Consider the following 14,070-nt stretch of genomic DNA (forward strand, 5'->3'; position numbering starts at 1 on the left):
GCTGTCCCTCGACAACGACGGCACGGCGCTGCCCCGACCACTGTGGAGGAGCCATGAGGGAACCGGTCTGGGGTCCTGTCCACGCGGACATCGTCGATCTGCTCGCCGACCATCCGGAGGACGTGCCGGCGGTGGTCGACCACCTCACCAAACTCCAGGACCTGCTGGTCCGGCTGCCGCCGCTGGAGCGCAGCTGCCCGCTGGCCGACTTCAACCGGCTCTACCTGACCATCACCAGCCGGGTGCTGGAGGGGCTCTACGACGACTACTTCGCCGACCCGGTCTTCCTGTCCCGGCTGGACGTGGAGTTCGCCGCGCGCTACTTCGACGCGATGCGGTTGTGGACCGAGTCGAGCCCGAGCACGCCGCGCGCCTGGTCCTGCCTGTTCAAGCGGATGCGCGGCCCGGACGCCCGGCCGTTGCCGTCGGCGGCGGCGGGGGTGAACGCGCACATCAACTTCGACCTGCCGTTCGCCCTGGTGACCACGTTCGACCACCTGGAGTCCGAGCCGGTGGACGGCACCGAGCAGCACCGTGACTATCTCAAGATCAACGACATCTTCGCCGACAAGATCCCCTCGCTGCGGCGCGGTTACCTGGAGCGGTGGCAACTGCTCCTCGACATGCTCAACGGCGACATCGACGACTGGTACCAGGGCGAACTGGTCGAGTACACCAGGGACGTGGCCTGGCGCAACGCGCAGAAGATCTGGCGTTGCCGGCACGACCCGCAGGCCCGTGACGGCGAGCGCACCCGGCTGGACGACAACGCCGCTGCGCTCGGTCGGCTGCTGCTGTCACCGCTGGGGGCGTTCCTGCAGTAGCAGCCGCGACGGGGGGTCCCCGCGCGTCGGGAAACCGGCGCGCGGGGACGCGTCCGTTCGGCCAGGATGGTGCGATGCGCCCCGACGAACAGCCGCTGCCCGGCAACGTCACCACCGGGGTGGTGCGGGTCGGCGACACCGTCCGCCGGCCGGTCGGCCCGTGGACCGACGCGGTCGACGCGTTGCTCACCCACCTGCACGACGCCGGCTTCGACGGTGCGCCCCGACCGCTGGGCCGCGACGACCAGGGCCGTCAGGTGTTGGAGTACGTGCCGGGAGAATGCGGACACCCCGCCGGCCGGTACCGGACCACCGAGCTGGCCTCGATCGGTCGCCTGCTGGCCGACCTGCACCGCGCGGTGGCCGACTTCGTGCCCCCGGCGTCGGCCCGCTGGCAGGTGCCGATCCGTCCCGACGGCGCGGACCTGCTCTGCCACCACGACGCGGCACCGTGGAACCTGGTCCGCGCCCCGCGCGGTTGGGTGCTGATCGACTGGGACGGCGCCGGCCCCGGCACCCGCCGCTGGGAGCTGGCGTACGCCGCGCAGGCGATGGCCGGGATGCGCCCCGACCGGCCGGTGGCGGAGTCGGCGCTGCGGCTGCGGGCACTGGTCGACGGCTACGGCCTGCCGGCGGCGGAGCGCCCCGCGCTCGCCGCGACGCTCGGTCCCCGGGCCCGCGCCATGTACGACCTGCTGCGCGACGGTGCCCGGGACGGCGTGCAGCCGTGGGCCAGGATCCACGCCGAGGACGGCCGCTACTGGCGGTCGGTCGCCGATCACCTGACCGCACACGTCGACGACTGGACCCGCGCCCTGACCTGACGCCGTCCCACGGGCACCGCCGGCACCTATCGGTCCGGGGCATCCGTCGCTGCGGGGCACCTGTTGGTCCGGGGCGTCCGTTGGCAGGGCCGGGTGTCGGGTGGCGTGCACGGGGTATCCGTCGGGCATGCCCGTACACCGGTTCGCGTTCCGCTTCGACCCGAGGTTCCAGGTCCCGCTGGCGCTCCTCGGCATCCGACCGCGGACCTGTGCCGTGGTGGTCGACGACGAGACCGTGGCGATCCGGTTCGGCCCCTGGCGGCTACGGACCGCGCGGGGGAACGTGGTCGGTGCCCAGGGCGGGGGGCCGTACCGCTGGTGGCGGGTGGTCGGGCCGCACCTGTCCCTGGCCGACGGCGGGGTGACCTTCGGTACCGGCACCACCGCCGGGGTGTGCCTGCGGTTCGGCACGCCGGTGCCGGGGCTGGCCCCGGGCCGCTGGTTACGCCACCCGGCGGCCACGGTGACGGTCACCGACCCCGACGCCCTGCTGGCGGCCCTGTCTGTCGCGTCCCCGACCGCCTCCCACCCGGCTTGACGGGCCGCTCTGGTTAACGATCCATGCTGCCCGACAGGTCGGTCGCTCCGCCGGGTCGCGCTCCGCCGGAGCAGCCGCCCGCCCGGCTCTGCCGCTCGCAGTGCCCGCCTCTGTGGCCCTGAGCGCCGGGTGGTCGACCCTTCCCGGGGGCGGCCCCCGGGTCTCCCCGAGGGCGGTCTGCGGCTGTCCGGCTTCCCCGTTCCGGCCGGTGGAGCCGGTGCCAACGCCTACCGTCGGGAACAGGGGCTACCAGGGCGGTCGGGGGGATCGTGGACGGGCGGGACGGCGCACGCGAACGGCGGCCCCGGGAACGACGGGGGAGCACGCCGCCGCCGGGCTACGGACGGGCGCTACGGGAGGCCCGGTCCGCCGGCCAGGGTGAGCGCACCCGGCCGGGGCCGGTGGGGCTGCCGGAGTGCGTGGAGAGCCACGCCCGGCCGGGGCGGCCACAGGGCGCGCTGCGCCGGTGGCTCTTCGCGCACCGGGTGCAGCCGGTCGGCCCGGAGGCCGAGGAGGGCAGCCAGCGTCGGCACCCCTGGTGGCAGGTGATGTGTCTGACCGGCGTCGACTACTTCTCGACCCTGTCCTACCTGCCGGGTATCGCCGCGCTGGCCGCCGGGGCGCTCTCACCGCTGGCCACCCTGTTGATCGTGGCGCTCACCCTGTTCGGGATGCTGCCGATGTACCGTCGGGTCGCCCGGGAGAGCCCGCACGGGCAGGGTTCGGTGGCGATGCTGGAGCGGCTGTTGCCGTTCTGGCGGGGAAAGCTCTTCGTGCTGGTGCTGCTCGGCTTCGTCGCCACCTCGTGGATCGTCACGATCACCCTGTCCGCCGCCGACGCGACGGTGCACCTGCTGGAGAACCCGTACCTACCGTCGTCGGCGCCGCACGGTACCGAAACCGCCGTGCTGGTGACGGTGGCACTGCTGCTCGTCCTCGGCGGGGTGTTCCTGCTCGGGTTCAGCGAGGCGGTGCTGGTGGCCGTACCGCTGGTCGTGGTTTTCCTGGGTCTCAACGCGGTGATCGTGGCCGCCGGTCTGGCCGAGATCGCCGCCGACCCGGCCGCCGTCCGGGACTGGAGGAGCGCCCTGACCGCCGGGGGCGGCGGGTTCGGTGCCGTGCTCGGCCCGGCTGTGCTGGCCTTCCCGCTGCTGGTCCTCGGCCTGTCCGGCTTCGAGACCGGGGTGAGCATGATGCCGCTGGTCCGGGGGGCGGGTGCGGACCGCCAGCAGCGGCTGGCCGCGCGGATCCGCAACACCCGGCGGCTGCTCACCGCCGCCGCGTTGATCATGTCGGTGTACCTGCTGGCCACCGCGTTCGTCACCACCGTGCTGATCCCGCCGCGCGAGTTCCAGCCGGGGGGCGCGGCGAACGGCCGGGCGCTGGCCTGGCTCGCCCACGCGCACCTCGGGGAGGGGTTCGGCACGGTCTACGACGTCAGCAGCGTGTTGATCCTCTGGTTCGCCGGGGCGTCGGCGATGGCCGGCCTGATCAACATCGTGCCGCGTTACCTGCCGTCGTACGGGATGGCGCCGGAGTGGGGGCGGGCGGTCCGGCCGGTGGTCCTGGTCTACACGCTGATCAGCATCATCCTCACCATCGCGTTCCGGGCCGACGTGAACGCCCAGGCCGGCGCGTACGCCACCGGGATCCTGGCGATGATGGTCTCCGGCGCGGTCGCGGTGACCATCGCGGCGGTCCGGGCGCGTCACCGGTTCGCCGCGGTCGGCTTCACGGCGCTGACCGCGGTGCTGCTCTACGCGTTGGCCGAGAACGTGATCGAGAAGCCGGACGGGCTCGCCATCTCCGGGCTCTTCGTCGCCGGCATCGTCGTGGTCTCGCTGGTCTCCCGGATCACCCGGACCACCGAGCTGCGGGCCGAACGGATCGAGTTCGACGAGCCGGCCCGACGTTTCGTCGCCGAGTCGCTGGCCCACGACGGCCGGCTCCACCTGATCGCCCACAAGCGGGACAGCGGCGCGCGCAAGGAGTACCGGGTCAAGGAACGGGCGCAACGGGGCATGAACCCGGTGCCGGGCGCCTCCGACGTGCTCTTCCTGGAGATCGAGGTGGTGGATCCCTCGGAGTTCAGTCGGGTGCTGCGGGTGCACGGGGTCGAGGTGGGCGGGTTCCGGGTGCTGCGGGCCGGCAGCCCGGCGGTGCCGAACGCGATCGCCGCGATCCTGTTGGCGTTGCGGGACGGCACCGGCGTACGCCCGCACGCCCACTTCGAGTGGTCCGAGGGGAACCCGATCGCCCACCTGCTGCGCTACCTGATCCTGGGGCGCGGCGACACCCCTCCGGTGGTCCGGGAGATCATCCGCAAGAGCGAACCCGACCCCTCCCGCCGCCCCGGTATCCACGTAGCCGGCTGACCCCCCGGCCCCGCCCCTTTGCGTCCCGCTCCCGCCCCGGCCCTCGGAATCGCCACGGTGATCAGGAGGTTCAGGTCACCCCCGCGTCCACTTCTGACCCTTCCCTCTTGATCAATGAGAGGTGGGCGTCGATGGAGGGAGGATCGGGAGACGTGGGGTGGGTTCCTAGGATGGTTGAGGGGATGTGTGGGGTGGGCGACGGTGGGTGATCTGGAGCGGACATGAAGCGGCCCGCGCCCCGAGGGGTGGCGCGGGCCGGGTCGGCGCGGTCTACTTCGAGGGCTCGGGGAGCTTGCAGTCCACCTTCGGGTTGGCACCGATGTAGTTGAGCGGCCCGGCCACGATGGTCACCAGGATGGTGCCGGCCTCGGCACAGTTGGTGTCGTCGTTTCCGTAGTAACCACGCTGACCAGCGGCGACAGCGCCGATGATCAACCAGATGACGACGATGACTCCGAGGATCGACGAACCGCGCATGGGGGTGCCTCCCGGCTTGTGGTGTATTTGAGGTGACGCCCATGTACCCACGGGTCGGGACCGGGTAAACGGTATTCCGGAACGGTCAGCCGGTCAGGGAAGGAGCCGTCACCACGTTCGGCCCCGCCGCGTGACGGATGAGCAGTGCCGGGATCCCCGGGTCGTGGTGGAGGAGTGCCGGGGCCGGTGGGCACCTGCCGACGTACCCACCGGCCCCGTCTGACGAGCCGATCAGTCCCGGGCGTCGCCCCCGGCCGGCGTCGGCAGCACCCGCGTGGCCTCGGCACCCGCACCGGCGAGCACCCTGGCCTGCTGCGGCCAGGTGGCCAGGCTCGCGGTGGCGCGCAGCCCGGCGGCACGGACCGTGTCCCGCAGGCTCGCCTCGTCGAGTTCGGCGAGCTGCCGGTAGGTGCGGATACCGGCTGCCTGGAGGGCGGCGGCGATCTTCGGGCCGACGCCCTGGATGCGCCGGAAGTCGTCCGCCGGCTCGTCCTGTCCGGTGGCGGCGTCCTCTTCGGGGGCGCGGTCCGGGTCGGTGCGCTGCGTCGGGACCACCGGCGTGACGCCGGCCGGCGTGTCATCCGTGTCGACGACGACCGGGGTGGTGCGCTCCGGCGCGGGGGCCGGGCTGGTCGGCGCGTCGTCGGCACCGTCACCGGGGATGGCGGGCTCCGGTGCGGTTTCGGCCGTCGGCTCCGTGGGTCGCTCGGCCGCCGGGTCGCTCGCTGCCGGCCCGGTGGCGGTGGGCTCCGCGTCGGCCGGGGTCGGCTCCGGACGTGCGGTCGCCGGGTCGGGGGTGTCCTCGACGGCGGTCCGGGGGGCGGGGACCGGCGCGGTGCTCCCGTCGGTGACGACACCCGTGGGCGTCGGGTCCGAGAGGGTGCGGTCGGCGGCGGCCGGCTCGTCCTCGAGATCGGTCAACGGGACGGGCCGGTCGTCGGCGACGGTGGTGGGCGTGCCGTCGAGGGTCGGAACGTCGTCGGTCGGGGTCCGGTCGCCGAGGGGAGTGTCGTCGACGGGCGCGGTGTGGCTGGCGGCCGGGGCGGGGTCACCGGGCGTCGGCGGGGCGGCCACCTCGTGCGGGGCGTGCTCGTCCACCACGGCGGCGGGCAGCGGGGCGGCGTCGAGCGTGGCGTCCGGGCGGGGGGTGTCGATCGTGGCGGTGGCCTTCTCCTCGGGGGAGAGACCGACGACCGGGTCACCCTCCACGATGGGCGCTACCGCGGCCGGCTTCTGCCGTCCCCACAGCGCCCAGCCTCCGGCCAGGCCCACCAGCAGGGCCAGAATCACGATCAGCCATTGCCCGAAAGAGGACGGCACGGCTACCTCCCTATTGCGTATGTCGTCGTCTTCACGAGGAAAACGCGAAGACCCGCCGCAGCTTTGCACACGCGTATGTCGGACGACAGGGAGGACCGCCTCTCGTTGCGCAGGTGGAATGCCCGGTGTCGGGCGGTGCCGACACCGCGACGCGGTGTCGTCGCGGTCGTGCCCGCCGCAGCCGGCCCCACCTGCGACAGCAGCCCAGCCCGGCGGTCACCGGCGGGGACGGTTCAGCGCCGTGTCTGCGGGGTGGTCGCCGCGGAGACGTCCCAACTGTAGAAACAGCCGGCCGGCGCGTCCCGGGGCGACCGCCAGGTCGGCAGGTACGACGAGGTGTGTGCCGACAGCCGTTCGTTGGTCCGCTGGTACAGCGGGTGGTGGTGGGCGGTGACCAGGGTGTCGACGTCCACGTCGGTGGTCTCCATCAGGTGTACGCACAGGTCGTGCAGGCGGTACAGGGAACGGTGCCGCAGCCCGGTGAGAGCGGGCAGTTCGGTCGCGTCGGACTCGGCGAAGATCTGGGCGACCCGCCCCTCCGCGCCGGGAATGATCCTGCTGACGATCACCAGACGGCTCATCGGACCCCTCTCGCCGGTGGCGTGCCCCGGTCGGTGCGGGGCTCACGGTGGGTCCACCCTGGCGGTGCCGCTGTCACCTGCCCGTCACGCCGTGCGGAGGGATCGTGACGGCGGTCGGCCGGGGTGCGGCGGGTGGCCTGCCGGATCGGCGCGAGGGTCTCGTCGACCAGGGCGCACATCGCGGGGGACGGTTCCAGCCGTAGCTCCCGCATGAGCAGGTCCCGGTAGACGTAGAAGGCGTGCACCGCCTCGAACGCGTTGCCCTCGGCGAGGTGGATGCGTACCACCAGGCGGTGCGGGGTCTCGCGGAGCGGTTCGGCGGCCATCGCCTCCAGGGCGGCCTGCAACGCCTCGCCGTGCCGGCCGGCCGCCAGCTGGTCGGCGGCGAGTTGCTCCAGCATGTGCAGGCGGAGCTGCCGCAGCCGTTCCCGGTCCAGCAGCACCCAGTCGTCGTACCAGCCGGGGAGCAGGTCACGGGTGCCGGCGGCGAGCGCGAGGGCGGCGGCGTGCGGGTCGCCGCCGCTGCGGACCCGGGCCGCGGCGGCGACGAGGTCGTCCACGTCGAGCCGGACCGTCGGGTCGAGACGGACGGTGTCGCCGCTGGCCAGCAGCGGGCAGCACGGATCCTGGCGGAGCCGCCACAGGGCGGTGCGCAGGGACGACAACGCCCGCTCCTCCGGCACGTCCGGCCAGAGCAGCCCGGCCAGGTTGCTGCGGGTGGCGCCGGGGCGTAGCCCGATCACGGCGATCACCCGTTGCAGCCCCCGCGGCACCACCACGGGGGTGTCGCCGTGCATCAGCCGGAAACCACCGAGCAGGTGCAGGTGTACGGGTGGGTCACCCGGGACGTCGCTGGTCGGCGGGCTGGCCTGACCGGTCACTGGCGCACCCCCTGCACGGAGAACCTGGGTTCAACCCGTCCGGTGTCTCGACGCGGTCTCCCGCGGACGCCGTGGTCCGGTCGCTCCGCGACGGCGCCGTGCCTGCCGGGCCGACCGGCACGAACACTACCAATGTGATTACTCTCGGTCAATGAAGGTGTAAGCATCGCGACTGGGCTGTAATGGCCCTGAACTGCGAAGTGTCGTCGCGATGGACAGCGGGCGCATAGCTGTTACACAGCCTGCGTCAACGCACCGTCACCATCGTGCGGGCCGTCGGGTGACGCGCGGGTGACGGGCCCGGCCGGAGGGTGGCGGGCACCGGGGCCAGCCGTCCGGTGGAGGTACGCCGCGGGGAGGCCGCACCGATGGACCGTCCGCCGACCGTCTCGACCGCCGGGCGGCCCGCGCGGCCACGGCCGCCGGGGAGCAGCGCTGGACCCGTAACCGAGGAGGACCCGAGATGACCGTCACCCACGGCCGACCGCTCACCGGTGAGATCACCGAGATCCTGGTGACCCACTGCGGCCTCGACGCCGATGCCGCCGCCCGCGCGCCCGCCGCCACCCTGGAGGAACTGGGGATGGACTCGCTGGCGCTGCTGGAACTGTCCGCCGTGGTCGCCGACCGCTGGCGGGTACGCATCCCCGAACAGGCCGGACGGCTCAGCATCGCCGGCGTGGCCGACCTGGTGGCCGGGGCCGGTCCCGCTGGACCGACGGTCGGCGACCCGGTGGACACCAACGCCGGGCACACCGAGAACAGCATCGTCATCGCCGCCCCGCTGCAACTGGTCTGGGAGATCACCAACGACGTGTCGCGCTGGACCGAGCTGTTCACCGAGTACGCGGTGGTGGAGATCCTGCACCGCGAGGGAGACACGGTGCGCTTCCGGCTCACCATGCACCCCGACGAGAACGGCATCGCCTGGAGCTGGGTCAGCGAACGCACCGCCGATCCGGCCACCTGGCAGGTGCGGGCCCGGCGGGTGGAGACCGGCCCGTTCGAGTACATGCGGATCCACTGGTACTACGACACCGAGCCGGAGGGCACCCGGATGACCTGGGTGCAGGACTTCGCGATGAAACCGACCGCCCCGGTGGACGACGCGGCGATGACCGAGCGGATCAACACCAACAGCCGGACGCAACTGGCCGTCATCAAGGAGCGGATCGAGCGGGCGTACGCGGGGGCCGGCGATGAGTGAGGTCACCACCGGACTGGTCGCGGCCCGGGACGTGCCCGCCGACCGGCGGCGCGGCGGGGAACTGCGGGTGCTGCTCGGCCCGCGTACCGTCGGCAGCACCTCGGGGTTCATGGGGGTGGTGACGGTGGCCCCCGGTGACCGGGTGGCCGAGCACTACCACCCGTACAGCGAGGAGTTCCTCTATCTCGTCCGGGGCGCGATCACCGTGGACCTGGACGACGAGCCGGTGCCGCTGGCCGCCGGGGAGGCGCTGTTCGTACCCCGTAACGTGCGGCACCGGTTGCGCAACACCGGCGACGCCACCGCCGAGGTGGTCTTCCACCTCGGCCCGCTCGCCCCCCGCCCGGAACTCGGCCACGTCGACACCGAACTGGTGGAGCAGCGGGGACCGTCATGACCGGCCGGCGCACGGTGGTGACCGGGATCGGGGTGGTCGCCCCGGGCGGCGTCACCCGGGACCGGTTCTGGAAGACCCTCGCCGAGGGCCGGACCGCCACCCGACGGATCAGTCTGTTCGACCCGTCGCCGTACCGGTCGCAGATCGCGGCGGAGTGCGACTTCGACCCGGACGCCGCCGGACTCACCCCGGCGCAGCGGCAACGCTCCGACCGGTACGGGCAGTTCGCGCTCGCCTGCGCCGCCGAGGCGCTGGCCGACAGCGGCCTGGAGCTGACCGACGCCGACCGGGACGTCGCCGGGGTGGTGCTGGGGACCGCCGTCGGCGGCACCACCGCCCTGGAACAGGAGTACGTGCGGGTCAGCGACTCGGGCCGGCACTGGCTGGTCGACCACGCCCTCGGCGGGCCGTACCTCTACCAGGCGCTGGTGCCGAGCAGCCTCGCCGCCGACGTGGCCTGCCGGCACGGGCTGCACGGGCCGGCGCAGGTGATCTCCACCGGTTGCACCTCCGGCATCGACGCCATCGGCTACGCCCACCAGCTCGTCGTCGACGGGGAGGCCGACATCGTGCTGGCCGGCGCGGCCGACTCGCCGATCTCCCCGGTCACCGTCGCCTCGTTCGACGCGATCCGGGCGACCAGCCCGGACAACGACGACCCGGCGCACGCCAGCCGGCCCTTCGACGCCCACCGGCAGGGTTTCGTGCTCGCCGAGGGGGCGGCGGTGCTGGTGCTGGAGGAGTGGGGGCACGCCCGACGGCGCGGCGCGCACGTCTACTGCGAGGTGGCCGGCTACGCCGGTCGCAGCAACGGCTTCCACATGACCGGACTGCGGCCCGACGGGGTGGAGATGGGTCTGGCCATCACGGCGGCGCTGCGGCAGGCCCGGCTCGACCCGTCGGCGGTCTCCTACGTCAGCGCGCACGGCTCCGGCACCCGGCAGAACGACCGGCACGAGACGGCGGCGTTCAAACGGGCGCTCGGCCCGACGGCGTACCGGGTGCCGGTCAGCTCGATCAAGTCGATGGTCGGGCACTCGCTGGGCGCGATCGGCGCCATCGAGATGGCCGCCTGCGCCCTGGCCATCGAGTACGGGGTGGTGCCGCCGACGGCCAACTGGACCACCCGGGATCCGGAGTGCGACCTGGACTACGTGCCGAACGTGGCCCGGGAGACCCCGGTCGACGTGGCCCTGTCGGTCGGCAGCGGCTTCGGTGGTTTCCAGTCCGCGATGCTGTTCCGTCGGTTGGCGGCGGCGTCGTGACCGCCCCGGCCACCCAGCCCCGCCCGACCGCTCCCGGTCGGGTGTCCGGTCCGGCCCGGTCCGGTGGAGCGGGCCGGGAGCAGGTGCGGGCGGTGGTCACCGGGATCGGGGTGGTCGCGCCCAGCGGCATCGGTGTCGACGCCCACTGGCGGACGGTGACCGGTGGGATCCGGCGGACCGGGCCGATCACCCTGTTCGACCCGGCCGGCTACCCGACCCGGATCGGCGGTGAGGTGCCCGGGTTCGCGCCGGCCGCCTACGTCGACACCCGGCAACTCGTGCAGACCGACCGGTGGACCCACCTCGGTTTCGCCGCCACCGCGTTGGCGCTCGCCGACGCCGGGCTGCCCGCCCGCGCCCCGGACCCGTACGACTGGGCGGTCACCCTGGCCAGCTCGTCCGGCGGCAACCTGTTCGGGCAGCGGGAGCTGCAACGTCTCTGGGGCGGGTCGAGCCGCACCGTCGGGGCGTACCAGTCGATCGCCTGGTTCTATGCGGCCAGCGTCGGGCAGCTCTCCATCCACCACCAGTTCAAGGGGCCGTCCGGGGTGCTGGTCGCTGAGGCCGCCGGGGGGCTGGACAGCCTGGCGCACGCGGTGCGCACCGTCCGGCGGGGCACCTCGGTGGTGATCGCCGGGGCGACCGAGTGCCCGCTGAGCCCGTACGCGCTGGCCTGTCAGCTCCGTTCCGGGCTGCTCAGCGACGTCGACGACCCGGCGCTGGCGTACCGGCCGTTCGACCGTGCGGCCGGCGGCTACGTGCCCGCCGAGGGGGGCGCGGTCTTCGTGGTGGAGGAGCGGGAGCACGCCCTGGCCCGGGGTGCCCGGGTCTACGGGGAGGTGACCGGCTGGGCGGCCACCCACGACGCCGTGCACACCGGCCCGGACACCGCCGGCGACCCGGCGACGTACGCGCGGGCGATGCGGCTGGCGCTGGCCCGGGCCGGGAACACCGCCGACGAGGTGGATCTGGTCGTCCCCGACGCGCTCGGGGTGGCCCGCTACGACCGCAGCGAGGCGGCGGCGCTGCGGGCGGTCTTCGGTGACCGGCCGCCACCGGTGAGCACCCACAAGTCGTTGACGGGACGGGCACACCAGGGCGGGTCGGCCCTGGACGCGGCGACCGCGCTGCTCGCCTTCCACCACGACACGCTGCCCGTCTCGGCGGGGCCGGCCGACCCTGCCCCCGGCTGCGAGCTGGACTTCCTGCGTACCCCCCGCCGGCCCGGCAGCCGGGTGGCGCTGGTCTGCGCCCGGGGCTTCGACGGGTTCAACAGCGCACTGGTCCTCCAGGGCGCACCCCCGCCCGCGCCGGCCTGACACACCCTGTCGCCTCACCCGCCACCCCCGCCCTTACTGACACGCCCGCCTGCCAGCCCCACTCCACCGCCCCCGCCGGCCCGTCCGCCCGTCCCACCGGCCGCGCCGGGTCCGCGCACCTCACCGGCCGCGCCGGCCCGTCCGCCCGCCCCACCGGCCGCGCCGGCTCCGCGCACCTCACCGGCCGGGCCGGGTCCGCGTGTCCTCACCGGCCGCGCCGGGTCCGGGCCTGCCCATCGTGGCGTGCTCCGTCTCGTCCCGTGATCAGATTGCGGGCAGGCAGCCGACCCGCCGGGGGCGGTGCGCGCGACGGCGATCTGATCGTGCGCTCCCTGCGCCCCGGCCCGGTCCGGGTGCCTCTGAGCTGCAGGGCGATCCGCCGGTCCACCGAGGAGGGTCGGACCCGGCGGGACCGCCGGTACGGTCGCGGGCCGGCGCACGCGCCTGATCCTGCCCCGCCGATCGAGCGGCGGCAATCCAACCGGCCGCCTTTTCTGATCTAGCCATTCGCATCTAGTAATGCTGTTCGCGGCTGTCGTAGGGTTCCGTGAGCACGCCAAGAGACGTTATTTATGGGTGGATTCCGCCCGATTCTATGCTGGACGGTGGCCGGCGGTGACCAGTACTCGCCCGACGGAAGATCCTGCGGCGCTAGACCCCGGTTGGGTGGACGACGTGTTGTTCGCCGGCCGTCCGACCGATGTTTGTCTCCGACTGCCCGAGCCGGTCGACCGGGCCACCCTGCACCGCCTGGTCACCGCGGCGCAGGACCGGCTGGGCGCCGCCGGACTGCGTCCCGGCGGGGCGGCCGCGCTGCGCCTGCCCCCGTCGCTGTCCTACGTGGTCAACCTATTGGCCACCTGGCGGGCCGGCGGTCAGGCCGTCCTGCTCGACCACCGGCTCACCGACCACGAGGTCGACCGGGCGTTGCGGCGGCTCACCCCGCAGGTGGTGGTGGCCCCGGCGCGCACCGGCGGCGGCGCGCTGAAGGTCTTCGTCGACGTCACCGAGAGCGTCACCGGCTACGCGGACCGCCCGGCGGTCAGCCGCCACGCGGTGATCCAGCTCAGTTCGGGCTCCACCGGACCGTCCAAGGTGATCGGACGCACCGCCGCCGACCTGGTCGCCGAGGTGCACCGCTACACCCGCATCGACGGGGTGGCGCTGCCCGGCGAGCGGATCATCCTGCTGCCGTCCATGGTGCACGTGCTCGGTCTGGTCGGCGGGCTGCTCTACGGCCTGCACGCCCGCGTCGAGCTGGTCCCGCCGGAGCGGCTCGGCGGCGACGCCGTGCTGGCCGCCATCGCCGCCCAGGACACCCCGGCCACCGTGCTGGGGGTGCCCTTCCACATCGGACTGCTCGCCTCCACCCGCCCGGACCGGCCGCTGCCCCAGTTCGCCCGGATGACCACCGGCGGCGAACTCGTCCCGCCGGCCGTCGTGCAGGCGTTCACCGACCGGTACGGCGTACCGCTGGGCAACATGTACGGGATGACCGAGGTCGGCGTCATCGGCACCGACCTGCACGGCCTGCACCGACCGGCCATCGCACCGGCACCCGGGATCGAGGTCCGCGAGTCCGGCGGCGAGCTGCTGATCAGCTGCCCGGCCTCGCCGTACGTGGGGCTCAGCGATCCGGACCGCTGGGCCGACGGGTGGCTGCGTACCCGCGACGCCGGCACCGTCGACCCGGCCACCGGTCTGGTCACCGTCCGGGGCCGGCTCGACTCGCAGGTCTCCGTGGGGGGCCTGAAGGTCGACCTGACCGAGGTCGAGGCGACCCTCACCGGGTTGCCCGGGGTGGCCGCCGCCGTGGTCGCCTACGACGACGGGATCACCGCGTACGTGCAGCCCGACGGGCCGCTCACCGAGGACACGCTGGACACGCTGCTCGCCGAGCGGCTGGCCGGCTACAAGCGTCCGCGCACCCTGCACCTGGTCGCCCAGCTACCCCGGACCACCACCGGCAAGCTGGTCCGCTCGCTGGACGTGCTGCGCACGGTGACGCCGTGACCGGTCCGCTCCACCCCGCCCACCCGACGCTCCACGGGGACCGCCGGGG

General features: G+C 73.8%; 13 protein-coding genes. 9 read left to right on the forward strand and 4 right to left on the reverse strand.

From position 1 onward, the window contains the following. Positions 1–53: 53 nt before the first annotated feature. The 4 genes from O7612_RS14055 to O7612_RS14070 all read left to right on the forward strand — a co-directional run bounded on the left by O7612_RS14055 (position 54) and on the right by O7612_RS14070 (position 4,561). Positions 54–824, forward strand: a complete 771-nt coding sequence (locus O7612_RS14055; RefSeq protein WP_282273675.1) for a DUF5995 family protein — start codon at positions 54–56, stop codon at positions 822–824. 74 nt (positions 825–898) lie between these two features. Beyond that, complete coding sequence (locus tag O7612_RS14060; RefSeq protein WP_282273676.1) at positions 899–1,648, forward strand: phosphotransferase; 750 nt, start codon at positions 899–901, stop codon at positions 1,646–1,648. A 127-nt stretch (positions 1,649–1,775) separates the two neighbouring features. After that, positions 1,776–2,186, forward strand: a complete 411-nt coding sequence (locus O7612_RS14065) for a hypothetical protein (RefSeq protein ID WP_282273677.1) — start codon at positions 1,776–1,778, stop codon at positions 2,184–2,186. Positions 2,187–2,593: 407 nt separating this feature from the next. Next, complete coding sequence (locus O7612_RS14070; RefSeq protein ID WP_282273909.1) at positions 2,594–4,561, forward strand: amino acid transporter; 1,968 nt, start codon at positions 2,594–2,596, stop codon at positions 4,559–4,561. A 270-nt stretch (positions 4,562–4,831) separates the two neighbouring features. Here the strand turns inward: O7612_RS14070 and O7612_RS14075 are convergent, their stop codons facing one another. The 4 genes from O7612_RS14075 to O7612_RS14090 all read right to left on the reverse strand — a co-directional run bounded on the left by O7612_RS14075 (position 4,832) and on the right by O7612_RS14090 (position 7,820). Next, positions 4,832–5,038: a hypothetical protein gene (locus tag O7612_RS14075; RefSeq protein WP_282273678.1), complete on the reverse strand. Its 207-nt coding sequence runs from the start codon at positions 5,036–5,038 to the stop codon at positions 4,832–4,834. 231 nt (positions 5,039–5,269) lie between these two features. Continuing rightward, a complete protein-coding gene (locus O7612_RS14080; protein WP_282273679.1) occupies positions 5,270–6,358 on the reverse strand; it encodes a hypothetical protein in 1,089 nt (362 codons plus the stop codon). A gap of 233 nt (positions 6,359–6,591) precedes the next feature. Then, the gene (locus O7612_RS14085) at positions 6,592–6,939 is read right to left on the reverse strand and encodes a TcmI family type II polyketide cyclase (RefSeq protein WP_282273680.1); all 348 of its coding nucleotides are present in this window, start codon (positions 6,937–6,939) and stop codon (positions 6,592–6,594) included. After that, positions 6,936–7,820, reverse strand: a complete 885-nt coding sequence (locus tag O7612_RS14090) for a BTAD domain-containing putative transcriptional regulator (RefSeq protein ID WP_282273681.1) — start codon at positions 7,818–7,820, stop codon at positions 6,936–6,938. Before O7612_RS14090 ends, O7612_RS14085 begins: the two co-directional genes overlap by 4 nt. Positions 7,821–8,283: 463 nt before the next feature. Between O7612_RS14090 and O7612_RS14095 the strand changes: the two genes are divergently transcribed. From O7612_RS14095 to O7612_RS14115, 5 genes are all read left to right on the forward strand, one after another. Continuing rightward, positions 8,284–9,027, forward strand: a complete 744-nt coding sequence (locus O7612_RS14095; RefSeq protein ID WP_282273682.1) for an SRPBCC family protein — start codon at positions 8,284–8,286, stop codon at positions 9,025–9,027. Beyond that, positions 9,020–9,424: a cupin domain-containing protein gene (locus tag O7612_RS14100; protein WP_282273683.1), complete on the forward strand. Its 405-nt coding sequence runs from the start codon at positions 9,020–9,022 to the stop codon at positions 9,422–9,424. The genes O7612_RS14095 and O7612_RS14100 overlap by 8 nt, the downstream gene beginning before the upstream one ends. Further along, complete coding sequence (locus O7612_RS14105) at positions 9,421–10,689, forward strand: beta-ketoacyl-[acyl-carrier-protein] synthase family protein (RefSeq protein WP_282273684.1); 1,269 nt, start codon at positions 9,421–9,423, stop codon at positions 10,687–10,689. Before O7612_RS14100 ends, O7612_RS14105 begins: the two co-directional genes overlap by 4 nt. A gap of 83 nt (positions 10,690–10,772) precedes the next feature. Continuing rightward, a complete protein-coding gene (locus O7612_RS14110) occupies positions 10,773–12,008 on the forward strand; it encodes a beta-ketoacyl synthase N-terminal-like domain-containing protein (protein WP_282273910.1) in 1,236 nt (411 codons plus the stop codon). Positions 12,009–12,674: 666 nt separating this feature from the next. Next, positions 12,675–14,021, forward strand: coding sequence for a class I adenylate-forming enzyme family protein (locus O7612_RS14115; protein ID WP_282273685.1), 1,347 nt, complete (start codon positions 12,675–12,677; stop codon positions 14,019–14,021). Positions 14,022–14,070 lie beyond the last annotated feature (49 nt).

Source organism: Micromonospora sp. WMMD987 (assembly GCF_029581435.1).
GTDB classification, from domain to species: domain Bacteria; phylum Actinomycetota; class Actinomycetes; order Mycobacteriales; family Micromonosporaceae; genus Micromonospora; species Micromonospora rifamycinica.

Excerpts from the sequence above, each read along its gene's own strand:
- O7612_RS14055 (WP_282273675.1), top strand. The coding sequence starts at position 54 with ATGAGGGAACCGGTCTGGGGTCCTGTCCACGCGGACATCGTCGATCTG.
- O7612_RS14100 (WP_282273683.1), top strand. The coding sequence starts at position 9,020 with ATGAGTGAGGTCACCACCGGACTGGTCGCGGCCCGGGACGTGCCCGCC.
- O7612_RS14085 (WP_282273680.1), bottom strand. The coding sequence starts at position 6,939 with ATGAGCCGTCTGGTGATCGTCAGCAGGATCATTCCCGGCGCGGAGGGG.
- O7612_RS14060 (WP_282273676.1), top strand. The coding sequence starts at position 899 with ATGCGCCCCGACGAACAGCCGCTGCCCGGCAACGTCACCACCGGGGTG.
- O7612_RS14065 (WP_282273677.1), top strand. The coding sequence starts at position 1,776 with ATGCCCGTACACCGGTTCGCGTTCCGCTTCGACCCGAGGTTCCAGGTC.
- O7612_RS14105 (WP_282273684.1), top strand. The coding sequence starts at position 9,421 with ATGACCGGCCGGCGCACGGTGGTGACCGGGATCGGGGTGGTCGCCCCG.
- O7612_RS14075 (WP_282273678.1), bottom strand. The coding sequence starts at position 5,038 with ATGCGCGGTTCGTCGATCCTCGGAGTCATCGTCGTCATCTGGTTGATC.
- O7612_RS14095 (WP_282273682.1), top strand. The coding sequence starts at position 8,284 with ATGACCGTCACCCACGGCCGACCGCTCACCGGTGAGATCACCGAGATC.